This window comes from Streptomyces sp. CT34, from assembly GCF_000805335.1.
Classification (GTDB): Bacteria; Actinomycetota; Actinomycetes; order Streptomycetales; family Streptomycetaceae; genus Streptomyces.
On record NZ_KN708638.1, the window covers coordinates 4032904 to 4056327 of the forward strand.

23 protein-coding genes are annotated in these 23424 nt (G+C 73.3%); 12 read left to right on the top strand and 11 right to left on the bottom strand.

The annotated features are described in order from the left end of the window. Positions 1-31: 31 nt before the first annotated feature. The 3 genes from RZ84_RS17615 (at position 32) to RZ84_RS17625 (ending at position 2198) form a co-directional block, all read left to right on the top strand. Complete coding sequence (locus RZ84_RS17615) at positions 32-226, top strand: ferredoxin (RefSeq protein WP_043265107.1); 195 nt, start codon at positions 32-34, stop codon at positions 224-226. Between the two features lie 71 nt (positions 227-297). Beyond that, positions 298-1479, top strand: coding sequence for a sensor histidine kinase (locus RZ84_RS17620; protein ID WP_241777748.1), 1182 nt, complete (start codon positions 298-300; stop codon positions 1477-1479). Between the two features lie 2 nt (positions 1480-1481). Then, the gene (locus RZ84_RS17625) at positions 1482-2198 is read left to right on the top strand and encodes a response regulator transcription factor (protein ID WP_052229993.1); all 717 of its coding nucleotides are present in this window, start codon (positions 1482-1484) and stop codon (positions 2196-2198) included. On the opposite strand, the gene RZ84_RS17630 is transcribed toward RZ84_RS17625, so the two are convergent. After that, the gene (locus RZ84_RS17630) at positions 2185-2505 is read right to left on the bottom strand and encodes a hypothetical protein (protein ID WP_052229994.1); all 321 of its coding nucleotides are present in this window, start codon (positions 2503-2505) and stop codon (positions 2185-2187) included. The genes RZ84_RS17625 and RZ84_RS17630 overlap by 14 nt on opposite strands. Positions 2506-2626: 121 nt before the next feature. Here RZ84_RS17630 and RZ84_RS17635 point away from each other — a divergent pair, with 121 nt between their 5' ends. The 3 genes from RZ84_RS17635 to RZ84_RS17645 all read left to right on the top strand — a co-directional run bounded on the left by RZ84_RS17635 (position 2627) and on the right by RZ84_RS17645 (position 5264). Next, positions 2627-3166: a GNAT family N-acetyltransferase gene (locus tag RZ84_RS17635; protein WP_052229995.1), complete on the top strand. Its 540-nt coding sequence runs from the start codon at positions 2627-2629 to the stop codon at positions 3164-3166. Positions 3167-3288: 122 nt separating this feature from the next. After that, positions 3289-4371 carry an HpcH/HpaI aldolase/citrate lyase family protein gene (locus RZ84_RS17640; protein ID WP_043270157.1) on the top strand — a complete coding sequence of 361 codons (1083 nt, stop codon included), beginning with the start codon at positions 3289-3291 and terminating at the stop codon, positions 4369-4371. A gap of 20 nt (positions 4372-4391) precedes the next feature. Continuing rightward, positions 4392-5264, top strand: coding sequence for an HpcH/HpaI aldolase/citrate lyase family protein (locus tag RZ84_RS17645; RefSeq protein ID WP_277816907.1), 873 nt, complete (start codon positions 4392-4394; stop codon positions 5262-5264). Between the two features lie 55 nt (positions 5265-5319). Here the strand turns inward: RZ84_RS17645 and RZ84_RS17650 are convergent, their stop codons facing one another. Beyond that, positions 5320-6444, bottom strand: a complete 1125-nt coding sequence (locus tag RZ84_RS17650) for a CapA family protein (protein WP_043265109.1) — start codon at positions 6442-6444, stop codon at positions 5320-5322. Positions 6445-6475: 31 nt separating this feature from the next. Beyond that, positions 6476-7480: a GlxA family transcriptional regulator gene (locus tag RZ84_RS17655; RefSeq protein ID WP_043265110.1), complete on the bottom strand. Its 1005-nt coding sequence runs from the start codon at positions 7478-7480 to the stop codon at positions 6476-6478. Between the two features lie 51 nt (positions 7481-7531). On the opposite strand from RZ84_RS17655, the gene RZ84_RS17660 reads away from it, so the two are divergent. Beyond that, positions 7532-7957 (top strand): cupin domain-containing protein, encoded by a 426-nt coding sequence (locus tag RZ84_RS17660; RefSeq protein ID WP_043265111.1) that lies wholly within the window; start codon positions 7532-7534, stop codon positions 7955-7957. Between the two features lie 300 nt (positions 7958-8257). Then, positions 8258-8707: a hypothetical protein gene (locus tag RZ84_RS17665; protein ID WP_241777749.1), complete on the top strand. Its 450-nt coding sequence runs from the start codon at positions 8258-8260 to the stop codon at positions 8705-8707. An 88-nt stretch (positions 8708-8795) separates the two neighbouring features. On the opposite strand, the gene RZ84_RS17670 is transcribed toward RZ84_RS17665, so the two are convergent. The 3 genes from RZ84_RS17670 to RZ84_RS35085 all read right to left on the bottom strand — a co-directional run bounded on the left by RZ84_RS17670 (position 8796) and on the right by RZ84_RS35085 (position 10714). Continuing rightward, entirely contained in the window at positions 8796-9128 is a 333-nt protein-coding gene (locus tag RZ84_RS17670; protein ID WP_241777750.1) for a hypothetical protein, read from the bottom strand. Positions 9129-9325: 197 nt separating this feature from the next. Then, a complete protein-coding gene (locus tag RZ84_RS42325; RefSeq protein WP_078893881.1) occupies positions 9326-9742 on the bottom strand; it encodes a transglycosylase family protein in 417 nt (138 codons plus the stop codon). 255 nt (positions 9743-9997) lie between these two features. Continuing rightward, entirely contained in the window at positions 9998-10714 is a 717-nt protein-coding gene (locus RZ84_RS35085; RefSeq protein ID WP_157878854.1) for a 4'-phosphopantetheinyl transferase family protein, read from the bottom strand. A 322-nt stretch (positions 10715-11036) separates the two neighbouring features. Between RZ84_RS35085 and RZ84_RS42330 the strand changes: the two genes are divergently transcribed. Then, positions 11037-12254: a sensor histidine kinase gene (locus RZ84_RS42330; RefSeq protein ID WP_052229997.1), complete on the top strand. Its 1218-nt coding sequence runs from the start codon at positions 11037-11039 to the stop codon at positions 12252-12254. A 311-nt stretch (positions 12255-12565) separates the two neighbouring features. Then, positions 12566-13255 carry a response regulator gene (locus RZ84_RS17690; RefSeq protein ID WP_043270167.1) on the top strand — a complete coding sequence of 230 codons (690 nt, stop codon included), beginning with the start codon at positions 12566-12568 and terminating at the stop codon, positions 13253-13255. A 29-nt stretch (positions 13256-13284) separates the two neighbouring features. Here the strand turns inward: RZ84_RS17690 and RZ84_RS17695 are convergent, their stop codons facing one another. From RZ84_RS17695 to RZ84_RS17710, 4 genes are all read right to left on the bottom strand, one after another. Next, complete coding sequence (locus RZ84_RS17695) at positions 13285-15084, bottom strand: FAD/NAD(P)-binding protein (protein WP_052229998.1); 1800 nt, start codon at positions 15082-15084, stop codon at positions 13285-13287. 543 nt (positions 15085-15627) lie between these two features. Beyond that, positions 15628-18345 carry a class III lanthionine synthetase LanKC gene (gene lanKC, locus RZ84_RS17700; protein WP_052229999.1) on the bottom strand — a complete coding sequence of 906 codons (2718 nt, stop codon included), beginning with the start codon at positions 18343-18345 and terminating at the stop codon, positions 15628-15630. After that, entirely contained in the window at positions 18342-19028 is a 687-nt protein-coding gene (locus tag RZ84_RS35090; protein ID WP_052230000.1) for a GNAT family N-acetyltransferase, read from the bottom strand. Before RZ84_RS35090 ends, lanKC begins: the two co-directional genes overlap by 4 nt. Before the next feature lie 14 nt (positions 19029-19042). Beyond that, positions 19043-20311, bottom strand: coding sequence for a beta-ketoacyl-[acyl-carrier-protein] synthase family protein (locus tag RZ84_RS17710; protein WP_043265113.1), 1269 nt, complete (start codon positions 20309-20311; stop codon positions 19043-19045). Between the two features lie 449 nt (positions 20312-20760). Between RZ84_RS17710 and RZ84_RS17715 the strand changes: the two genes are divergently transcribed. Further along, positions 20761-20940, top strand: coding sequence for a DUF5708 family protein (locus RZ84_RS17715; RefSeq protein WP_043270175.1), 180 nt, complete (start codon positions 20761-20763; stop codon positions 20938-20940). Positions 20941-21034: 94 nt separating this feature from the next. On the opposite strand, the gene RZ84_RS17720 is transcribed toward RZ84_RS17715, so the two are convergent. Continuing rightward, positions 21035-22279: a helix-turn-helix domain-containing protein gene (locus tag RZ84_RS17720; protein WP_078893885.1), complete on the bottom strand. Its 1245-nt coding sequence runs from the start codon at positions 22277-22279 to the stop codon at positions 21035-21037. A gap of 464 nt (positions 22280-22743) precedes the next feature. On the opposite strand from RZ84_RS17720, the gene RZ84_RS17725 reads away from it, so the two are divergent. After that, positions 22744-23403 carry a DUF1707 SHOCT-like domain-containing protein gene (locus tag RZ84_RS17725; protein WP_052230001.1) on the top strand — a complete coding sequence of 220 codons (660 nt, stop codon included), beginning with the start codon at positions 22744-22746 and terminating at the stop codon, positions 23401-23403. Positions 23404-23424: the final 21 nt, after the last annotated feature.

Consider the following 23424-nt stretch of genomic DNA (forward strand, 5'->3'; position numbering starts at 1 on the left):
AACATCCCACCATCCCGTACGGAGGATCCCTGTGAAGGTCACCATCGACGAGGACCGGTGCGTCGGCGCCGGGCAGTGCGTGCTGGCGGCGGACGATGTCTTCGACCAGCGCGACGAGGACGGCGTCGTCGTCCTGCTCGACCCCGACCCGTCCGACGCGCGGCTGGTCGAGGTCGAGGAGGCCGCCGCCAGCTGCCCGGCGCTCGCGATCACCGTGGAGAGGTAGCCGGCCGCAACGGCTGCGCCGCAGGTCCACAGCGGGATGCGTACGGTGAGGGAGTGCGGTGAGGAGTGCGGTTGAGCGATCGGACCGGGCGGGCGGGGGCCCGGCCCTGGATGACGGACTTGGTGGGCGCGGGGCTCTGCTTCGGCCTGTCCAGTCCGGTGGCGGTGGTCACCGCGTACTACCACCGGTCGCCGGCCGCCTGGTACCTCGGCGGCCTGGCGCTGGCCTGCCTGCCGCTGCTCGTCCGCAGCCGGTGGCCGTTCCCCGTGGTCGCGGCGACCCTGGCCGCCGACGTCGCCCAGCTCGCCCTCCTCGCCTTCCCGGGGCCGTCGCCCGCCGCCACCGGGGTCGCGCTCTACACGGTGGCGGTGCGCACCGAGCGGCGTACGGCGTGGCGCATCGGCGCCGGCGCCACCGCGGTGCTGCTCGCCGTATCGGTGATCCGGCGCCCGGGCCCGGACAACCTCTGGCAGTACCTGGCGGTGCTCGCCGGCATGGGCCTGGCGGTGGCCAGCGGCGACGCGGTGCGCTCCGGCCGCCGGCTGCTCGCCGCCGCCGTGGAGCGCGCCGACCGCGCCGAGCGCACGCGGGAGGCGGAGGCCTGCCGCCGGGTCACCGAGGAGCGGCTGCGCATCGCCCGGGAGCTGCACGACGTCGTCGCCCACCACATCACCCTGGTCAACGCCCAGGCGGGCGTGGCCCACCACCTGATGCGGTCCGACCCCGACCACGCCTACCAGGCACTGGAACGGATCCGGGACACCAGCCGGACGGCCCTGGACGAACTGCGCACCACCGTGGGGCTGCTGCGGCACGGCGAGTCCCCGGACGCGCCCCGCGAGCCGGCACCCGGCCTCGCCGGTCTCGACGCGCTGCTGGCCTCGTTCCGGCACAGCGGGCTCGACGTCACCCTGGAGCGCACCGGCGACCCCGCCGAGCCGGCGTCGATCACCGGCCTGGCGGCCTACCGGATCGTCCAGGAGGCCCTCACCAACACCCGCAAGCACGCCGGCCCGGTGGCGGCGCGGGTCCGCCTGGACTACCGCACCGGCGTCCTGCATCTCACCGTCGAGGACGACGGCCGTGCCGGTGGCGGTGCGCAGCCCGGTCCCGGCGCCGGGACCGGGCACGGGATGATCGGCATGGCCGAGCGCGCCAAGGCCGCCGGCGGCACCCTCACCGCGGGGCCGCGCCCCGGCGGGGGCTTCCGCCTGCACGCCGAACTGCCGCTGCACACCGGCCGAAAGGGCTGACCATGACGATCCGCGTGCTGCTCGCCGACGACCAGGCGCTGCTGCGCGGCACCTTCCGGATGCTGATCGACTCCACCCCCGGCATGGAGGTCGTCGCCGAGGCGGCCACCGGGCGCGAGGCCGTCGCGCTCGCCCGCAGCCGGCGCGCCGACCTCGTGCTGATGGACATCCGGATGCCCGACCTCGACGGGATCGCCGCGACCGGGCTGATCACCGCGGACGAGGACCTCGCGGGCGTGAAGGTCCTGATCCTGACCACCTTCGAGAACGAGGAGTACGTCGCCGAGGCGCTCCGCGCCGGTGCCAGCGGCTTCCTCGGCAAGGGCATCGATCCCGAGGAACTCCTGGACGCCATCCGGGTCGTCGCGGCCGGCGACGCCCTGCTGTCGCCGCACGCCACCAAGGCCCTGATCGCCCGCTTCCTCGCCCAGCCGGCGCCGCGCGGCCGTACCGCGCCGCCGGGGCTCGCCGCGCTCACACCGCGGGAGGAAGAGGTCGTCGCCCTGGTCGCCGCGGGCCTGTCCAACGACGAGATCGCCGAGCTGCTCTTCGTCACGCCGCTCACCGCCAAGACCCATGTCAACCGTGCCATGGCCAAGCTCGGCGCCCGCGACCGGGCGCAGCTCGTGGTCCTCGCCTACCGGACCGGGCTGGCCCACCCGGACGACCCGGACCCGCGGACGGGGCGGCCCGGACTTCGTCGGCCTAGCTCGGGTTGAGGACGACGCTGGCGAAGCGCTTGCCGGAGGGGGCCGACGCGCCCGGGGCGAGACGGGTCGCCGCTCCCTTGCAGTGCTTGCCGGCGTAGACGCTCAGCGGCTGCTTCGTCCCGTTGCGGGCGCCGCGGGACACCTGGCGCATGTCGAGGCACTTCTTGTCCGGCAGGTTCCGGACGTAGTACGGCTTGCCTCCGGGCCCCACCCAGCCGAACTCCCCGCCGGCGGCGTGCGCCGCGCTCGCGGGGAGGGTCACGGCAAGTGCGAACCCGGTGAGACCGAGGGTGATCGGGCGGAACAGACGCATCATGGTCCCTTCGTGAGGAGAGCGAACATTTCGTACCGGGGCCAACGGCCGAGTCCGGGGAAGGAAACGGGCCCGTGGGCCGATGGATGGAGGGCACCCGCAACCGGGGCCGGAACGGGGAGAGATGAGCGATCCGGAGATCAGGGCCGCCCGGCCCGACGAGCGCGCGGCGGTGGAGGAGTTGTTCACGGAGGCCGCAACGTGGCTTGCCGCACGGGGAATCGACCAGTGGCGGTATCCGCCGCGCCGCGACCTGATCACCGCGGCGGTGCGGCGCGGCGAGGTGTTCCTCGCGCTGCGGCGGCAGCGCCCCGTGGGGACGTTCCAGCTCGACGGTTTCGCCGATCCGGAGTTCTGGGGCGCCGCCGACCGGCCGGACGCGGCGCTCTACGTCCACCGGATGACGGTGAGCCGGCGGGCCGCGGGCGAAGGGCTCGGGGCCGCGCTGCTGGACTGGGCCGCGGACCGGGCGGCGGCGGCCGGGAAGGGGTATCTGCGGCTGGACGCCTGGAAGGACAACCCCGGGCTGCACCGCTACTACCGCTCGGTGGGCTTCGAGCCGGTGCGCATCGTGGACCTGCCGCACCGGCGGTCCGGGGCGCTGTTCCAGCGGCCGGTGTGCGCGGGGCGGCGCCGCGGCGACCGGGGCTCTCGCACTGCGTGATCAAGGGCACACGTACTGCCCGGTAATATCGGGCGGTCGCGGACCTAGAGTGACCCCGGCGGTCGCCGTCGCGGATGGCGGGTGGGGGCGGCCGGGATGCCGATCCGAGTTGGGAGATGTGGATGCGCTCTCCGAAGGACTTCTTTCGCCCGTTGGCGGTCGGGGCACCGGAACCGGTGCGGGATGTGCCGTTCCGGCCGTCGCGGATGATCCATTTCTTTGATCCGGGGAACCCGAAGATGGCGGCCAAGGTGCCGGCCATCGCACCGACGGTCGATGTGCTGCTGGGCAATCTGGAGGACGCGGTCGCCGCGGACCGCAAGGAGGCGGCACGGGCGGGGCTGGTGGAGGTCGCCCGGAGTGTCGACTTCGGCGAGACGCAGCTGTGGACGCGGATCAACAGCCTTGATTCGCCATGGGCGTTGGACGATCTGCTGACGCTGGTCACCGAGATCGGGGACCGGCTCGACGTGATCATGGTGCCGAAGGTGGAGAGCGCCGCGGACATCCACTACGTGGACCGGCTGGTCGCCCAGCTGGAGGCGCGGGCCGGGATCCGGCGGCCGATCCTGGTGCACGCCATTCTGGAGACGTCCGCCGGTGTCGCCAACGTCGAGGAGATCGCCGGGGCCAGCCCCCGGATGCAGGGGATGTCGCTGGGGCCGGCCGATCTGGCGGCGAGCCGGCGGATGAAGACCACCCGGGTCGGCGGCGGGCATCCGGGATACCTGGTGCGCCAGGACCCGGACCGGGAGCGCCCGGACGCGCCGCGCGCCGTGTTCCAGCAGGACCTCTGGCACTACACGATCGCGCGGATGGTGGACGCCTGCGCGGCGCACGGGATCCTGCCGTATTACGGGCCGTTCGGGGACATCAAGGACACCGTCGGGTGCGAGGACCAGTTCCGCAACGCGTTCCTGCTCGGGTGCGTCGGGGCGTGGAGCCTGCATCCGGTGCAGATCGGGATCGCGAAGCAGGTGTTCTCGCCGGCCCCGGACGAGGTCGCCTGGGCGCGCAGGGTGATCGCGGCGATGGGCGACGGCACCGGTGCGGTGATGATCGACGGCAAGATGCAGGACGACGCCACGTTCAAGCAGTGCCAGGTGGTGGCGGAGCTGGCGCAGGCGCTCGCGGCGCGGGACCCGGAGCTGCGGGCAGCGTACGACGCGGCAGGCACGGCGAGTACAGCAGGTGAGGAGCGGTGAGCGACGTGACGCGGAGCGCGGTGGCGCACGGTGGTGTGCGGGCCCGGCGGTCGGTGCTGTACATGCCGGGGGCCAACGAGCGGGCGCTGGAGAAGGCCCGGTCGCTGCCGGCCGACGCGCTGATCCTCGACCTGGAGGACGCGGTCGCCCCGGACGCCAAGGCCGAGGCCCGGCAGCGGGTCGCGGCGGCCGCCGCCTCGGGCGCGTACGGGCACCGGGAGGTGACGATCCGGGTCAACGGGCCCGGGACCGAGTGGCACGCCGATGATCTGCGGGCGGCGGCCGAGGCCGGTCCGGACGCGGTGGTGGTGCCGAAGGTGGAGTCCGCACGGACCGTACTGGAGGTCGAGCGGGCGCTGGAGGCGGCCGGTGCGCCGGACCGCACGGCGATCTGGGCGATGGTGGAGACGCCGCGGGCGATGCTGGACGCCCGCGCGGTGGCCGCGGCGAGCGAGCGGCTCACGGTGCTGGTGATGGGCACCAACGACCTGGCGAAGGAGCTGCACGCGGAACACGTGCCGGGCCGGGCGCCGCTGCTGACCGGGCTGTCGCTGGCGCTGCTGGCGGCCCGCGAGTCCGGGAAGGCGATCCTGGACGGGGTCTACAACGACGTGCGGGACCCCGAGGGGTTCGAGGCGGAGTGCGTCCAGGGACGGCAGTTCGGCTTCGACGGGAAGACGCTGATCCATCCGTCCCAAGTCGAGCCGTGCAACCGGGTGTTCGCGCCGACAGAGGAGGACATCGCCCACGCGCGCAAGGTCATCGAGGCGTTCGAGCTCGCCGGGCGGGAGGGGCGGGGCGTGGTCACCGTCGACGGGCGGATGATCGAGAACCTGCATGTGGAGGACGCCCGGCGGGTGCTGGCGCTGGCCGCCGCGGTGGCCGGACGGTAGCGGCGTACGGCAGGGGGCCGGTGGCCGGAGGCCGGAGGCCGTGGACCGGCGGCCGTCACAGCGCCTCCGGTGCCGGACGGAGGGTCAGGGCGGCCTCCGCGGTACGGACGGCGCAGGGCCGGAAGCCGTTGCCGATCCGGTCGAGGAGGGCCGCCAGCCACCGGCAGTCGTCCGGCCCGGCGTACCGCAGGCGCATCCGGTGGGCCTGGAAGAGAACGATCCGCAGCTCGTGGAGGCGGCCGGTGTCGGGCTCCAGGGAGACGAGGTAGAGCGGGCGCAGGTCGTCGCGGTAGCGCTCGAAGCCGGTGATGCCCTCGTAGTCGTCGACGAAGTCGCCGCACCCGTGGAGGACGAGCTTTCCCCGGTAGACCTCCAGGGGGCGGGGGTGGTGCGCGGAGTGGCCGTGGACGATGTCCACACCGCCGTCGACGAGCGTGTGGGCGAAGGCGATCTGCTCGCGGGAGACCTCGTAGCCCCAGTTGGAACCCCAGTGGACCGAGGCCACCGCCAGGTCGCCGGGGCGCCGCTCCGCGCCCAGCCGGGCCACCAGCTCGGTGGCGGCGGCGGGCGTCGGGCGGGCGACGAAGTGCACCCCGCCGTGCCGCGCGGTCGCGGCCCAGGTGCGGGGGATGCCGCTGGACGGCATCCCGAAGGAGAGGGTCAGCAGCCGGCGGCGGCCGTCGAGGGGGACCGCGGCCGGGTGCCGCGCCGCCGCCGCGTTCGCCCCCGCGCCCGCGGCGCGCAGGCCCGCGCCGGCCAGGCTCTCCAGGGTCTCCGCCAGCCCGGCACGGCCGAAGTCCAGGACGTGGTTGTTGGCCAGCACACAGACGTCGGGGCGGGCGGCGGCCAGACAGGGGAGGTTGGCGGGGTTCATCCGGTAGTGGATCTGCCGGCCGGGGGCGAAGGTGTCGCTCCGGGTGACGCTGGTCTCCAGGTTGATCACGCGGGCGGCGGGGGCGGCCCCGTCGAGGACCGCCAGCGCGTCGCCCCAGGGCCAGGGGAAGGCGACCGGGCGGGGGATCGGGCCGTTCGCCGCCTCGGCCAGCCCGATGTAGGAGCGGGCGTCCGCCACGTACGGCTCCCGGAGCTCGGGATCGCCGGGATGCGGCAGGATCTGGTCGACGCCGCGGCCGAGCATCACATCGCCGCAGAGACTGACTGTGACCAGATCACCGGCCATTTTCCCAGGTTAAGGCGGGTGGCGGGGGTTGTCATGCGGCGGGCCCCGGCACCGCGGGCGGACCGAAGCGGCGCCGGTACGCGGACGGTGTCAGTCCGGTCTCGCGGCGCATCAGGGCGCGCAGATGGGCCGCCGTGCCCAGGCCGCACTTCCGGGCGACGACGTCGAGGCGGGACTCGCCGCGTTCGATCAACCGGCAGGCGAGGGCGAGCCGTTCACCGGTCAGCCAGGCCAGCGGGGTGGTGCCCAGCTGGGCACGGAAGCGGCGGTGGAGGGTGGCCGGGCTGACGGTGGCGCGGGCGGCCAGGCCAGGGACGGTGAGCGGGGCGTCCAGGTGTTCCCGGGCCCAGGCCAGGAGCGGGGCCAGGGAGGCGTCGGCGACGCGCGGCACCGGGCGCTCCACGAACTGCCGCTGGCCGCCGTCCCGGTGGCCGGCGAAGACCAGCCGGCGGCCGACCGCGTTGGCGATCTCCGCGCCGTGATCGCGGCGGACCACGTACAGCCCCAGGTCGAGCGCCGCGGCGCTGCCCGCCGCGGTGAGGATGTCGCCGTCGTCCACGAAGAGCACATCGGACTCCAGCCGGACGGCGGGGAAGCGGGCCCGGAAGACGTCCGCCCACTGCCAGTGGGCGGTGGCCCGGCGGCCGTCCAGCACGCCCGCCTCGGCGAGGGTGAACGCGCCGCTGCAGAAGCCGACCAGGCGCGCACCGCGATCCCGCGCCCGGCGGACGGCAGCGAGCACGGCGGGGCGGCGGGGCACCTCGACGTCCGGCCGGTTCGGGACGATCAGGGTGTCCGCGTCGTCGGCCGCGGCCAGGTCCGCGACGCCGGTGAGGGTGAAGAACCCGTCGCGCATCAGGGTCCGCGGCTCGGGGGAGCAGAGCCGGAAATCGTAGAGCTCCCGGCCGATTTCGGGCCGACGCAGGCCGAACACCTCGGTGGCGCAGCCGAGTTCGAAGGGGTTGGAGTTGTCGTCGACGATCACCACGACGCGGTGCGGGCGGGCGGCGGCCGGTTGCGAGGATCCTTGCGGCATATGCGATTCCTAGCACTCGCGGCGGCTGCGCGGCCGGGACAGGATCGGGCCATGAACGATCACGCAGATGACCGGGCGACCGAGCCGCTCGCCCTCGCCGCCGCACTGGCCTCCTTCGACGCCCTGTGGAGCCCCCGGATCGTCGCCCGGGTCAACGACTACGACGTACGGGTCGCCAAGGTGCGGGGCGAGCACCTCTGGCATGTGCACACCGACACCGACGAGTTCTTCCTGGTGGTGGCGGGGGAGCTGTTCATCTCGCTGCGCGAGGCCGCCGGGGAGCGGACGGTCCGCCTCCCCCAGGGCTCGGTCTTCACCGTCCCCCGGGGCATCGAGCACAAGCCGCACTCCCCGTCCGGCGCCTCGATCCTGGTCTTCGAGCCCACCGGCACGATGACGGTCGGCGACCGGCACGAGGAGATCCCGGACCATGTGGACGCGACCACCGGGCATGCGCTCGGAACGGCGGCCCGCTGAGCCGACGACCGGGCCGGACAGCGCGACCGCGGCCATACCGGACAGCAGCGCCCGCCGGTCGTGGATCCCCGTGTAAGTCGTCATGGTCCAAGGGTCGTTGGCCCCACCGGAGTCGACCCTGAGGACGGCCGCAGACTTCGGGTGGGGTCAGCCCCCGCGCTCCGCGCCCTCCGGGGCGGTTGGGCCACCCGACTGATTTATGGCCCGCGAGCGTTTGGCTCCCTGCGGGTTATCGGCGACACGGGCCGACAACGGCAGCACGATACGTCCGGACAGCAGGCTGACGAGGCAAGGAGCGTCGTGAAAAGACTAGTGCAGGCGGGAACGGTCGCCGGGGTGTGCGGTCTGGTGCTGTTCGGCACCGGAGTCGCGAGCGCGCAGAACCCTCCGAACGGATCGCTGCTGTCCGCGGTGACGGGTTCGAACGGATCGCTGCTGTCCGCGGTGGCCGGCGCCGATCTCGCCTCGGTGACCGGAATGATGTCCGGAGTGCTCTGCGACAACCACCTCGTCGACTTCAACTACCGATCCCCCAAGGTGAAATCGCCGCACCCGTGCGTCAACGGGCCGGTGCACAGCGGAAACAGCAAGAACAGCAACAACTACCTCAACCGCGGGAACCCGGTGAACAGCGGCAACATCGAGACCGCGGCCGGCTCCACCAACAGCCTCAACTCGGCCACCGGTTCCGAGCGGAACAGCCGCAACGACATCTCCAAGATCCTCAAGGTCCTTCCCCGAGGTCACTGACCGACCGGGCTCCGGCCCACCGAAAGCCGGCCCCGGATCGCTCCGGGGCCGGCTTTCGGTCAGGTCTGCGGCCCGGCGCCGCCCTCACCTATGTGCTGCTCTTGTTGCCGCTGCCCGCCTGGGAGCCCGTGGCGCTGGAACCGCTGTTGTTGGAACCGCTGTTGGACACCGGGCTGCCGGTGCTGCCGGGATTGCCGGTGGTGCTGACATTCTGCGCGTTCCTCACGTTCCCACTGTTCACCGGGCCGTTGATACAGATCTTGCTGGTGCGGCCCTCGCAGCTGAATCCGGCGTCGAAACTGATGTAGGTGTCGCCGTCGGCGTCGCCCGGTCCGTCCCCCCAGGCCATGGCGGGTGACGCCGCGCTCCCGGCCAGCAGCAGGCCGACGACCCCTGCGAGCAGAATGTTGATGCGTGCCATTTTCTTCACGGTGCGGTCCTGCCCCTCGCGGTTGGTAAACCCCTTGGTAAACCCCGCAGTCTTGCTACCGGCCGACCTCATGCCCGCCAAGCCTGGCCGGCGGCCGGTCTTCCGCGTTCACCCTGTCCGACCACCGAATTCACCGTGACGGCCCTTTGAGCGCGCCGGCCGGGTCGCGGTGGCGCATGCCCGCCCGGTCAGAGACGCAGCCGCAGCGGCCGTCCTAGAAGGCCACGGTCCGCCGCGTCGCGGTCGCGGGTGAGGGACTGCGGGGCGCAGTTGGGCCAGGCGCCCAGGCCGCGGTCCTGGACGATGCGCTCGGCTACGGCGATCTGCTCCTCGCGGCTGGCCAGGTCGGCGCGCGGCGCGAACCGTTCGCCGCCGTAGGCCCGCCAGGTCGACCGGGAGATCTGCAGGCCGCCGTGGTAGCCGTTGCCGGTGTTGATGTGCCAGTCGCCGCTGCTCTCGCAGGCGGCGACCTTCTCCCAGTCGGTACCGGACGTGGGGGGCGGGTCCGCCGCTGCCGCGCTGCCGGCGGTGGCTAACAGGGCGAGCAGGGTCAGCAGGGCGGACGGGAGTGCGACGGCGGTGCGTACGGCGAGAGGCGACGGCATGGCGGTACTTCCTCCTGCGTGCTCCGGCGGCGTCGCGGCATCCTGCCGGCCACGACTTGGGGGCAGGCACCAGGTAACCCGTCAATATGCTTTTCGGCAGGATTGCGTAGGCCGGACGGAGGAATTTTCACCCGGGTGGGCCTCCTGTCGGGCGGGTTACGGCAATTCGGCCGCGGCGACGGAAGTCGCCCGCGGATCGGCCCGTTTCCCATTCCCCGGACCGCCGGGGTGGAAACGGGCGGTCTCCGCGGGAATTTACCTGACGGAATAGGCGAACGCCGGGGTGACACAGTGCGGTTCCGGAGTGGCCACCGCGAACTCGTACGCCGGGCAGAAGGTGAAGTTGCGTACGCTGACCGGGATTTCGCTGCCGCACGGACCCGGGACGGTGACCGTTCCGGAATCGGCGGGGAAACCGGCTTCGATGCGCTCGGGGGCGAGGGAGAGGCCGCGGCCGACGGCCTGGAGGGCGGCGTCCTTGCGCACCCAGAAGCGGGTGATGAGGCGTTCGCGTTCCGCGGCCGGGCGGCCGGCGGCGGCGCGCGACTCCCGCGCGGTGAGGATCTCGTACGGGGTGTGCAGCGGGGAGGTCTCCTGGCGTACGCGGCGCACGGATTCGACGGAGAAGCCCATCTGGCGGGCGCCGTCGCCGCAGGCCACGACCAGCAGGCCGCGGGTGCCGTACAGCTCCCAGTGGCCGGCGGCGGTCATCGTGGCGCGGACCCGGGCGGGGAGCCGGGCGAGCAGCCAGCCGCGGGACGCGGCGTCGAGGGTGGCCCGGGTGTGGCCGTTGAGGGCCGGACAGCAGTCGGCGGTCAACTCGCTGCCGGACCCGGTGGGCGGGTCGGTTCCTTCGGGGTCGTCGCCCACGGGGACCACGAAGACGGGGACTTGATCGGGGACGTCCTGGCCGGGGAGTTCCTCGTCGACGAGTTCCTGGTCAAGATCGAGAAGAGCGGCGTTCGTTTCCACGTACTTTCCGTCCTCCACAGTTGAGCGGTGGCTCGGCCGCACCGGTGAGTGGCAGCCTGCAATCGGTGGGCGACTCCTGCTCCCCCTTTTTCGCCTACATCGATCGGTACAGTCAGCCCAAGGTTTGCATGCCCTCCGGAGCCTTCGACTCATCCCTCTTGCTGATGTCCGGCTACATACTTCGATGTACGGAGCAGCGATCCAATTCGGCAGCCAGGCCAAGGGAACGGGCCGTACGCGGAAGTAGTGTCCTGGTGTGTGGTTACGCCATTTCGCAAGCAAGCAACCGATCCGCGCACCCATACCGCTCCGTGATCTCAGAATGGCGGTGGGTTTCTTCGCCGGCTGCCTGATTCTGTACGTCCTGGGCGGGCCGCGGGTGATGGGGGGCGAGATTCCCGTATGGCAGGCCGTCCTCCCGGTGCTGGTGCTGTGCGCGGCGACCGCCTTCCGCAGTGTGCTGCCGGTGGTCGCGGTGCTCGTGGGCACCGTCACCGTCAGCCTCGAAGCGGCGGCCAGCGGCGGGCTGGGGCCGGTGCTGATCTACACCGATCTGCTGTACGCGGCGGCGCTGTACGGGGCGCCCTGGCTGTGCCGGGCGCTCCAGTTCGGCACCGTCGCGGCGACCATGGCCGCCACCGTCGTCTTCCTCTTCATCGGCGACCGGTCCGAGGGCGTGACCACCGGGCTGATCGTGGCGCTGCTGCTCATCTCCCCGGTGTGGACCGGGGTGTTGATACGGAACCACAAGGAGCAGGCGGACGCCGAGCGGCAGCGGGCGGCGCAGATCAACCGGCTGGCGGAGCTGGACCGCAAGACCGTACTGCAGACCGAACGCACGCGAATGGCACGGGAGTTGCACGATCTGGTCGCCAACCACCTCAGCGCCATCGCCATCCACTCCAGCGCGGTGCTGTCCCTCCAGGAGGCCCGCAGCGGCCGGCCGGACCAAGGCGGCGGGGCGGAGCCCGGGGCGGACGAGGCGGATCCGGTGCTGCGGGCGCTGGCGGTGATCCGCGAGAACAGCGTGCAGGGGCTGGCCGAAATGCGGCGCATGGTGGTGCTGCTGCGCTCCGACCGGGCGGTGGACGACGACTGGGACCGGCCGCAGCTGAACGCGCTGGGTGCGCTGGTCGAACAGGCCCGGCCGGCCGCCGCGGCGGCCGAGCTGACGCTGCACACCGAATTCCCCGAGAGCTTCCCCGAGGTGTCGTCGGTGATCGAGGTGACCGCGTACCGCATCGTGCAGGAGGCGCTGACCAACTGCCTCAAGCACGCCGCGGCCGGGCGGGTGCGGATCCGCTGCGAGGCCGGGACCGAGCAGCTGACCATCTCCGTCGAGAGCCCGCTGGCCCGCCCGGACGTGCCCGCCCGGCAGCGGCGCCCCGGGGATCCGGCGACCGCCGGGGCGGGCGCCGGGCTCGCCGGGATGTCCGAGCGCGCCACGCTCGTCGGCGGCGTCTTCGACGCGGGCCCCGACCGGTCGGCCCCCGGGCGCTGGCGGGTCCGCGCGGTGCTGCCGCTGGGCCAGAACTCCTGATGGGCGGGCGGGAGTCGGGCGGGCGGCGGGGGCCGCTGTATGCCGACGGGGGGCGGGGCTCGCGTCCTGGGCGGGGCCGGCGTCCTGGGCGGGCATGTCCTGCGGGCATGTCCTGCGGGAGCGCGCCTGCGGGAGCGCGACCCGAAGCCCTGTGTGCCCGAGTCGTGTGTGCCCGAGTCGTGTGTATCCGAGCCCTGTGTGTCCGAGTCGCGTGTGCCCGAGCCCTGTGTGTCCGAGTTCCGAGTTCCGAGTTTCCTGGACGGTGAGCAGAAGTGGAGTATGCGGTGGAGAAGCCGGTGGCGGAGCGTGCGGTGGCCCCTGAGGAGAGCCGCCCGGACATCCGGGTGCTGGTCGCCGACGACCAGGCGGCGGTGCGCTCCGGTCTGGTCCTCGTCCTCCAGACCGACCCGGGCATCACGGTCGTCGGAGAGGCCGGCGACGGTGAGGCGGCGGTGCGGATGGCCGCCGAACTGCGGCCCGACGTCGTGCTGATGGACGTGCAGATGCCGCTGCTCAACGGTGTCGCCGCCACCCGCAGGATCGTCGAGCGCGGGCTGGCGGAGGTCCTGGTGCTGACCACCTTCGACCTCAACGAGTACATCTTCGGGGCGCTGCGGGCCGGGGCCGGCGGCTTCATCCTCAAGAACGCGGAACCGGCCGTCCTGGTCGGCGCCGTACGGGAGGTGGCACACGGGGAGGGCTTCCTCACCCCGGCGATCGCCCGGCGGCTGATCTCCGAGTTCGCGCTCCAGGCGCCGTCGTCGGGGCCCTCGGTGCCGGACGGTGCCGCGCAGTCCCTGGACACCCTCACCAAGCGGGAGTTGGAGGTGCTGGCCTGCATCGGGCGGGGGCTGGCCAACAGCGCCATCGCCCAGACGCTGAATCTGGCCGAGGGCACCGTCAAGACGCATACCAGCCGGATCCTGTCCAAGCTGAATCTGCGCAGCCGGGTGCAGGCGGCGATCCTGGCGCAGCAGCACGGGATCACCCTGCGGGGGTGACGGCCGGGGCCCGGGGCCCGTCCGGCGGGTCAGGGCCGGACGCGCCCCAGCAGCCGCCGGGCGATGGCGTCGTTCTGGCGGAAGGCCACGGCGTTGGCCCGCGGGCGGGGGAACTGGGCCGGGCCGGCCACGATCCGGTCGCGGTGCACGGTGCCGTCCGCGGCGACCGGGTGCAGCTCCGCACCGGACAGCCGTGGCTGCCCGCCGCCCTCCCCGGCGGGGTCCGGTGCCAGCTCGCCGCGGGCCGCCAGGGCGCGCAGCAGCGGGTCGGCGACCCGGTCCACAGCGGCGGGCGCCAGCCGGGCGTCCAGGAGGACGGCCGCCTCGTGGACGGCGCCGGGGACGGCGGGGCTCAGCGCCCGGAAGCCGGCCGGCCCGGTCTCCACGCGCATGCCGGGGCCCACGAACGTCACCACGCCCGCCTCGGCCAGCGCCAGCAGTTGCCGGGCGCGCAGCGGCGGCGGGCCCGAGCTCAGGTATGTACCGAGGGCGAAGCGGCGCAGTGCGTCGGTGACCGAGGCGTCGTCCAGGTCGCCGGACCGCCAGAGCTCCTCGACGACCTCGCCGGTCCGGCGGAGGCCGTCCACCAGGGCGAGTTCGGGGCCGGCCGCAGGTCCCGTGCGGCGGCGCAGGGTCTCGGCCAGGTGGGCGCGCAGCTGCCGCTGGAGGTCGTCGCCGCCGGTGAAGCGGCGACCGGCCAGCGGGTCGGCCAGCCGGTCGAGGTCGAGGCGGTCGGCGGGGTCGGGGACCGCCGCACGGGCCAGTTTGGCCAGCCGGCCGGCGTCGGTGCACAGCAGGGCGTACTGGGCGTCGAAGTCCTGCCAGGTCATGCGGGTGCGGTCGGGCGCGGCGGCGAACAGGGCGCGGTAGTGACGCCAGGCCAGTTCGGCCAGCACCAGCGGCCACACGTCGCGGCCGAAGGAGGCGCCGGGGCGGGCCAGCGCGGCGCGGCAGGCGCCGGGGGTGGCGAAGCGGAGGCCGCCGTCCGGCGCCGCGGGCGCGGTGGCCGACGGCTTCGGGGGCAGCGGTACGCCGCGCCGGGAGCCCGCGTACAGGCGGGGCTCGCGGCCGGACGGCAGATAGCGCAGCGAGCCGCCGGGCGGCCCGGAGAAGCGCCCGCCGCGGCCCTCCGTCAGCAGCGCCAGGCAGTCGATGAAGACCAGGCCGAGGCCCCGGACGACGACGGGCGCGCCGGCGGGTATGCGGTCCAGCGCCTCCGGGTCGGCGGGGCCGGGGCCGATCCGGGTCAGGCCGGGCGGGGCGGGGGCGGCGTGGGTATCCGGATGGCCCTGGGCGAGGACCACCCGGTCGGCGAGGACGGTCCGGCCGGAGTCGAGGACCACCCGCTGGCGCCCCGGGCGGCCGTACGGGGCGGTCCGCAGCAGGTCGACGGCGCGCGCCCGGTGGACGTGCAGCCGTACCGACGCGGGCCGCGCGCCGGTCACCTCGGCGAAGAACCGGCGCAGATAGCGGCCCTGGTCGCGGCGGGCGGCATAGGCGCCGTCGTGCAGCGGGGCGTCGAGCCAGCCGGCGGTGGTGGGGCCGGGCCGCGGCGGTCCGGCGCAGGCGACGCTCTCGTCGGGGTACATGGTGACCTGGTCGGCGGCGGAGTTCATCCACAGCAGTCCGGGCTGGTCGGTGCGCCAGGTGCGGCCGGCGCCCGGCGGGTACGGGTCGACGACGTGCAGGTCCAGCGGCCGGTCGCCGTACAGGGCGGGCACGTTGGCGAGGATGCGCTCGACGATCGAGGCGCCGCGCGGGCCGCAGCCGATGACGCAGAGGGAGAGCGGTGCGCCGGTGTTCCCGCCGTGGTGCGGGTCCTTGCCCATCGCCGTCCTCCCCGTCGTGCCGTGCCTCTCGTGAACGCGCCCCGGGAGCCGCCCGGAAACCGCAGGAGCCCGGTGGTCCCGCACCGTGGCGCGGGACCACCGGGCGCCGTGTCAGCAGCCCGTGCTGACGGTGGAGCCGAGAGCCTGGGCCGCACGCTCGGCCGGCACCTCGATGCCCTGAAGGTCCATGATGGTCATTTACGACACCTCCCTTCCGCGATGCGGTGGTGCTGTGTACGGTGAGGGGTCCGGTGCTCTGCGGGCACCGGACGGGGCGTCAGCAGCCGGTGCTGACGGTGGAGCCCAGCGCCTGGGCCGCACGCTCGGCCGGCACCTCGATGCCCTGAAGGTCCATGATCGACATATCGGAAACCTCCCTTCGATGTGTCGCAGTGGTGGTTGGCCACGGTGGTGACGTGCCGTATCAGGTACCGATGCGGGGTACCTGGCGGCGCGTCAGCAGCCGGTGCTGACGGTGGAGCCGAGAGCCTGAGCCGCACGCTCGGCCGGCACCTCGATGCCCTGAAGGTCCATGATGGTCATTTACGACACCTCCCTTCCGTTGTCCGCAGTGCCCTCCGGCCCGGACGGGACGGTGGGGGTCGCGGCGCCGTGGGCGCCGCGGGCGCGCTCCGGGACGGCCGGGTGAACGGCCGCGGCGGACCGCGAGTCGGTGAGGAACGGGAGCAGCCGGCTGCCCCGTTCGGCAGCGGCGAGGGCGAGCATGACGCCGGCCCCGCCGGTGGCCACGTCCATGGAGATCCGGGCCCGGCCGTCGCAGGGGAAGACCGTGGCGCCGTTCAGCCGCATGGCGTGCTGCTGGAGATTGGCCAGATGGCGGTGCAGCTGGCGCTCGGCGTCATCCGCGGGCAGCGGGAACCGCTCGCGCAGGGTGGCGAGGGTGCCGATCAGTCCGGCGCGTCCGCCCCACAGCCCCGATTCGATGACGAAGTCGGAGCAGCAGGCCCGCAGCAGACCGGGCAGGGCCGCACGGATCCGGTGGTCGTCGCGGTGGCGGAGGAGTTCGGCCGCCACCAGGGCGATGCCGGCGCTGCCGTTGTCCAGGTAGGGCAGGAGCCGGAACCCCTCGTCGACCTGGAGCGTGTCCTGCGGTCCTGACGCACAGCGGTCGAGGTCGCGGTGGACGGCCCGGACCGCCTGGTCCAGCAGGCCGGGGTCGCCGGTGGCCTGGTGGGCGCGGAGCAGGAACAGCGCCGGTCCCGACCAGCCGTACATCAGTCCGCCGGCGTGCCGGGAACCGCTCCGCCGCCGGCGTTCGACCGGCTCCCGGAGGGCGGCGGCCAGCCGGTCGGTGACCCGGTCGGCCAGCCGCAGGGCCGTCGCGCGTGCCGTGGTGTCCGCCCAACGGTCCGCGAAGTGCAGCAGGTTGAGGCCGGCACCGGACAGGCCGCGGTAGAGGCTGGGGCAGTGCCGTACGGCGAGCTGCCCGCCGGCCCGGTCCAGGGCGTGCCGTGCCCCTTCCTCGTCGCCGAGCTCCGCGAGGACGTACGCGATGCCGTGCAGCCCGTCGTAGAAGCCGATCCGCTCGGCCGGTACCCGGTCGGCGGCGGCCCGCAGCCAGGCGACGTGGTGCGCGTCGCGTTCCCCGAGCACGGTGTGCCGGGCCCACAGAACGCCGGCCGCGCCGTGCGCGAACCCCGCGCCGCCCTCGGCGAATTGGGCGAAGTCCCCGGGGTGCAGCCGGTCCGTGCGGTGCGGGGTGGCGCTGTCGCGCAGCCCGCGCCCGATGGAGGCGATCAGGTCCGGGCCGGGGAACGGGCCGGGGACGCTGACCAGGGCGCACGGCGGGGCGGCTGGGGACGGAGATGCCGGGGTGGCCGGGGCGAGTCGCCCGGCCAGCCGGGCCACCAGGTCCTCCGGGAGGCCGAACCGGCGGGCCGCGGTGTCGAGCAGCGCGGGCGCCTTGTCGGGGGACAGGCCGCCGAGCGCGGCGAGCGGCAGGAACAGCCACAGGGCGATGGCGGCGAGTGCGTAGCGGTCGCCGTCCGCGCCGGTGGCGTCGGCCCGGTGGAAGCCCGGCGCACCGAGGCTGCTGGGGGTGGCCCGGTCGATCGCGTCGGCCACCTCGAAGTCCAGGAGGACCGGGATGTCGCCGGGTTGGATGATGAAGTTGCCCGGGTGCAGGTCGCCGATGCGGATGCCGCGCCCGTGCACCGAGGCGACCAGCGCCTCGATCCGGGCGAACAGGGCCAGTGCGCGGTCCCGGTGGACGGCCACCGCCGCCTCGTCGGGCTCGGGCACGGTCAGCGGGTAGACGCCGGCCAGCCAGGACTGGAAGTCCTGCCCCTCGATGTCCTCCAGGACCAGGAACAGGTGGTCACGGACCTCGAAGGTGCCGAAGGTGCGGGGGATGCCGGGCAGCCCGGCGAGCCTGGTCAGCATCCGGTGCTCGTGGGCGAGCCGGGCGACCGCGTCCCGGCCGACCCCGTCCGTACCGGAGTACGGCCGGCCCTCCTTGAGGACGAGGCTGCGCGCCCCCGCGCCGAGGGCGTGCTCCCCGGCCGGCTCGGCGCGGTAGACGCCGCCACCGTGCGAGAAGTGCAGCGCTCCGGTGATCCGGTAGGGGAAGTCGTCCACGGCCTGGCGGGCGGCCAGCGAGTCCTTGAGGACGTCCGGGAGCGGGACCCAGTCGGGGGTGTGGAAGACCGGGGTGCGGCGGTCGGGTTCCAGGGTGCCGTCGGGGCGCCGGACGGCGGTGACGAGATCACCGCCATCCTCGACGTCTTCCATGTAGCGGGCGCGGAAGCCGCCGTAGCGGACGTACAGCGGGCCCTCGCGAAAGCGCAGGTCGGTCAGGACGTACGGGCCGGGACGGCCGCCGACGACGGCGTCCAGCCCTTCGAGGGTGCGGGCCAGGTCCGCCTCGTCCACGGGGTAGACGGTCAGCAGCTTGCCGGCGGAGGAGCGCTGGGCGTACTTGCGGCTCAGCGCGCGCAGGACGTTGGCGCTCTTGAGGTACTTGAAGAGCAGGCCGTGCCGGACGCAGTAGGCGGCGACGTCGGCGAGGGTGCGCTCGGCGTCCTCGGGGGCCGCGCTGACGTGGATCTTCCAGCCCTGGTCGGGGAGTTGGCGCTCCTCGTCCACGGGCGGGCGGCAGACGGACCAGGTTTCGTTCTCGTCGTACGTCCAGCCTTCGGGCAGCGGCGGGGCCGGGAAGCGGGTGGCCTCCAGGTCCCAGTTGCCGGGCCAGTCGAAGAAGGTGCGGTCGGCCAGGGCGAAGCTCTCGGCGCCGTCTCTCATGCGGCACCCCGCGCGTTCCCGGCGGGCGCGGCCGTGTCGAGGAAGGCCGCGACCGCGCTGCGGCCGGTCGCCGCCAGGTGCCCGGCGAGGATCTCGCGGGCCTGGACCTTGTCGTCCTCGGGCACGAAGTCCGCCAGCCCGACGGCCAGTACGCGGTTGGTGGCGCTGGGCTTGAGCGAGGCGTAGTGCTCGTCGCGCAGGATCCCCCACACGATCGCGTCGTGGTAGGCGCCGTCGAGGTAGCAGTGGTCCCGCAGGATGCCCTCGACCACGAACTGGGTCCTGGTCATCAGCCGGATGATGCTCTTGTTGTAGGCGGCGGTGGTGACCTGGACGCGGTGCGCGTCGAGCTGGTGGAAGAGGTAGTCGACGAGGAGGACCACCGCCTCCGCGCCGTAGCCGCGGCGCCAGAGTTCCGGGGTGCCGATCGCGCCGCCCACGGAGTAGCCGCCGATCCGGCCGGTGCGCTGGTAGCTGACGGTGCCGATGCGTTCGCCGTCGTGCGTACGGATCACCATGTGGCTGACCCGCCCGGAGCGGTTGGCCTGCTCCACGTCGGCGGCGCCCAGCAGCTCCCAGTCGCCGCTCATCACGGCCGCCGGCGAGCCGGGCCGCAGCCAGGAGGCGATCGCCGCCCAGTCGTCGTCGCCGGGCCATTCCAGGGTCACCAGTCGTCCCTGCACGGTGTGTTCCCTCCTCAGCCGGTGTAGCGGGCCAGTACGAGTACGGCGTTGTGGCCGCCGAAGCCGAACGAATTGCTGAGCACCACGTCTCCGTCCCAGTCGCGGGCACCCTTGGTGACCAGGTCGAGATCCGGTTCCCCGGGGTGGTCGCAGTTGCGGATCGGGGGGATCACCCGGTCCCGCAGCGAGAGCACCGCGGCGGCGGCCTCGGCCGCCCCGGAGGCGCCGAGCATGTGCCCGGTCATGCTCTTGACCGCGGTGACCGGGGTGCGCCGCAGGGTGTCGGGGCCCAGCACCTCGCGCAGCGCGGCGGCCTCGATGCGGTCGTTGAGGACGGTGCCGGTGCCGTGTGCGCTGATCTGCCCGACGTCCTCGGGGTCCCGGCCGGCATCGGCGAGCGCGGCCCGCATCGCGCGGACGGCGCCGGCGCCGGTGGGGTCGGGCGCGGTGGCGTGGTGGGCGTCGGTGGTCGCGGCGTAGCCGGCCACCTCGGCGAGGATCGGGGCGCCGCGCCGCTCGGCGTGCCCGGCCTCCTCCAGCGTCAGTACGGTGGCGCCGACCGCCATCACGAAGCCGTCCCGGTCCCGGTCGAAGGGCCGGCTGGCGCCTTCGGGGTCGTCGTTGCGGCGGGAGAGCGCCTTGGCGTTGGCGGTGCCGGCCAGGTCGACGGCGGTCAGCGAGTCGTCCGTGCCGCCGGCCAGCGCGATGTCGGCGCGGCCGTGCCGGATCAGCTCGGCCGCCTCCCCGATGGCCACCGCGCCGGTGGCGCAGGCCGCGGAGACCGCGTTGCTGGGGCCGGCGATGCCGTACTTGATGGACAGCAGGCTCGCCGGGTGGTCGATCGCGGTGAGCACCGAGTGGTACGGGGAGACCCGGCGCGGACCCTGCTCCTTGAGGACGTCGTACTGCTGCTGGATCGCGGGGGCGGCCCCGTAGCCGGAGCCGATCACCGCGGCGAAGCGGTACGGGTCGATGCCGTCCGGGGGTGTGAGGCCGGCGGCGCGCAGCGCCTGGGCGGCGGCGGCCACCGCGTACTGGGTGAAGCGGTCGCTGCGGCGGGCCTCTTGGGGCGTGAGGGATCCGTCCGCGGCCGGGTCGAAGTCCTTGACGTCACCCGCGATGCGCACCGGCAGACCGGAGGCGTCGAAGCGGGTCACGGCGCCGACGCCGCTGCGGCCGGCGAGGAGAGCGGCCCAGAAGTCCGCGGTGGTGTTGCCCACGGGGGACACCACGCCGCAGCCGGTGACGACGACCCGCCGCCGATCCGCTGCCGGTAACTCCATGAAACCCGCCTCCTACTTTTCTGCCCCGTTGTCACGCCTGGGGGCGTCCTCATGACCAGAAAGATGACAGCTGAGTCAGAGAGTTGTCAACACCTACGCCATGACGGAGTCAGTCGACTGGGCAGGTCAACGGGTGCGAGAACCTCGCCCATCAGCGGAAACACTGGAGTCCGCATGACCATCAGAGTCATGAAATTTGACTGATGGGGCGCCAGGCGAGGACGGTGCGCCGGCCGCCGACACCGTCGCGCCCCGTGTACGCACCCGTGCGCCGGGCGGTGGTAGGGCCCGGCGTACATAGAAGCGGTGGTAGGGCCCGGCGTACATAGAAAGTGACAGGAGGTGCCGGGGAAAGTGCCTACCTGCGGATGATCCGGATCGCCCGGGCCGGGCGGGACGCTGGAGCGGTCAACCAGCTCCGGCACCACCAACGAGGGACGAGGGAACTCATGAAGGGTATCGCCGTAGGCATTTTCCTGGCGATCGTCGGCGTCATCCTGTGGCTCACCACAAAGGAAGTCGAGACGCCGGTCATCTCACTTCACAAGGCGGGGCTCGTCCTGGCCATCGTCGGCGGCGCGGAGGCGCTGTTCGCACTCCTGGGGCTGGGAAAGAAGTCGAATAAATAGCGCCGAAATTACGGCATTTGTGGCGCAGCCGGCGCTTTTGGCAGTTTCTGCTCCGGCGCCCGCACGGGGGGACCGCGCGTCTCCCCGGCGGGCGTCAGTTCCGCTTTTCGAGGAGTTCGGTGAGCCGTTCCCGGGCCCGGTCGGCGTGCCGGTACGCCTGGGCGCGCCGGAACAGCTCGGCGGAATACCGGAAGTATCCGGCGGCCCTTTCCCGGTCCCCCAGCCGCTCATGTGCCGCCGCGATCTCCAGGAGCGCGGCGGCTTTCTCGTGGCTGCGGCCGGTATCGGGCAGCGCGGCCAGCTGCTCGCCGAGCGCCCGCACCCGCGCCGGGTCGCCGGCGGCCTCCGCGCAGACCGCCTCCGCGGTCGTCAGCCAGAGCGGGAAGTCCGGTTCCTGCGCCACGGAGGCGACCACCAGCCCGCGCTCCACGATGCTGCGCGCGGCGCTCCGCTCGCCGCGGCCGAGCAGCAGCAGCGCATAGCGGCCGTTGATCTTCTCCCAGAGCCGGAATCCGGCGGCCGGGGTGACCCGGCGCACGGTGTCGGCCAGCAGCTCCGTCGCCCGGTCCGCCTCGCCGCGGTCCCACAGGTCCAGCGCCCGGTGCAGTTCGATGCCGGCACGCGGCCCGGGCAGCACCCCGTCCGCCGGCGGCCGGCCGCGGTCGGTGGCCGGCGCCCAGTGGGCGCAGCCGCTCCAGTAGGCGCAGCGGGTCAGCACGTCGAGGACCAGCAGCGTGTGGAAGCCGGTGCCGGGGGCCAGGTCGGACTCCAGCCAGCCGGTCAGCGCGTGGCGCAGCCCGTCCTGGACGCGGCCCGCCGACTCCAGCAGGTCGGCGAGCGCGATCAGCGCGCGCAGCCGGGCCTCGGCGTACGGGGCGGCGGCCAGCGCGTCCAGCATCCGCAGCAGCACGGCCGCGCCTTCGTCGGCGCGGCCCAGTGACCCCAGTATTTCGGCAATGGCGAGCTGCGCCTCGGTATATACGTCGTCCTGCCGGCCGGCCGATTCGGTTTCGGCCAGCGCCCGGAATTCCCGGAGCGCGCCCTCGGCATCGCCGCCCTCCCATTGGCGGCGGGCCGCGACCAATCGGCCGACCAGGTCCAGCCGGCGGACCCGGCCGGTGGATTCAGCCGGGTCGGTGCCGCCGGATATTTCCGTCACGCCGACCCCGAGGCGTTCGGCCAGGATCTTGAGGGCCCGGCCGCTGGGAATGCGCTTCCCACGTTCGACAAGGGAGATGTAGCTGGAGGACATGTCGGCCCCGGCGAGATCGTGCTGGGTCATTCCCGCGCCGACCCGGAGCTCTTTGATTCGCCTCCCGGTGTCCGCCAGCTCAGGCATTCGACAAATCCTCCGGATTCGAACGGTTTGATGACTGTGGCCGGCTAGACAAACCCCGAGTCACAATGAGCGCGGGCTACTTTACCAAGCAGTCAACAAGAAGTCGACAGGCTTTTTATTTTCTTCACCCGGCTTCACGCAGGGCTTCACCAAGCCATGACGAGATCATTTCGAAGGGTCCGGATCGGGGGGCCGGATCATTCGTGCCCGGATCAATACGGGGAGCCACGGGAAGCGGCGGGGAGCCACGGGAAGCGGCCGGCGGACCCGGCGAAGCGCCCACCGCTCCCCGCACGGAACGGGACGGAGGCCAGGCCGAACCGGGCACCCGCAACCACCGCCTGCACCTTTCGATGTAGTACCGCACGCCGATGCCCGCACCCCCTGTGACGTGGTCGGATAAGACCGCGCGGGGGCATTGCGGCGCCCGCACCACTACCGCCCGACCAGCGGAGGCCCCTCCCATGACGCAGCCCCAACGACCCGATCTGCACAAGGAATCGGCACCGGTGCCGACCGCGCCCCGGCAGTCCTCGGTGCTCGCCTCGGACGCCGAGCGCGAGGAGATGATCGAGCGGCTGCGGGAGGCCACCGCGGAAGGCCGGCTGACGCTGGAGGAGCTGGCCGAGCGCTACGAGGCGGCCTATCTGGCCCGTACCCGCGAGGAGTTGGCGTCGGTCGGCGAGGATCTGCCCGCCACCGCACCGCAGCCCTCGCCGGGTTCCGCCGGACAGCGGGTGTTCAAGGCGGTGTTCGGCGATCTGACGCTGAGCAGCCCCGCTCTGGAGAACGGCATCGAGGCCACCGCCGTCTTCGGCGATCTGACCCTCGACCTGTGCTCCTCCCCGGCCCCGCCGACCGGCGAACTGACCATCTCGGCCCGCGCGGTGCTCGGCGATGTGCACCTGCTCCTCCCCGAGGGCGTCCGGGTCGAGCTGAACTGCAGCAAGCTCTTCGGCGATCTGCGCGATCTGACCCGGGCGCACTCCGGCCCGGAGTCCGTCACCCCGCTGGTGCGCATCACCGGCTCCGCGGTCTTCGGCGACATCGTCGTCGCCCACCCCGGCAGCGACCGGCGCACGTACTGGCAGAAGTGGCTCGACGAGCGCCGGCGCGGGGCCTGAGCCACCGGCCGCCGGATCCGA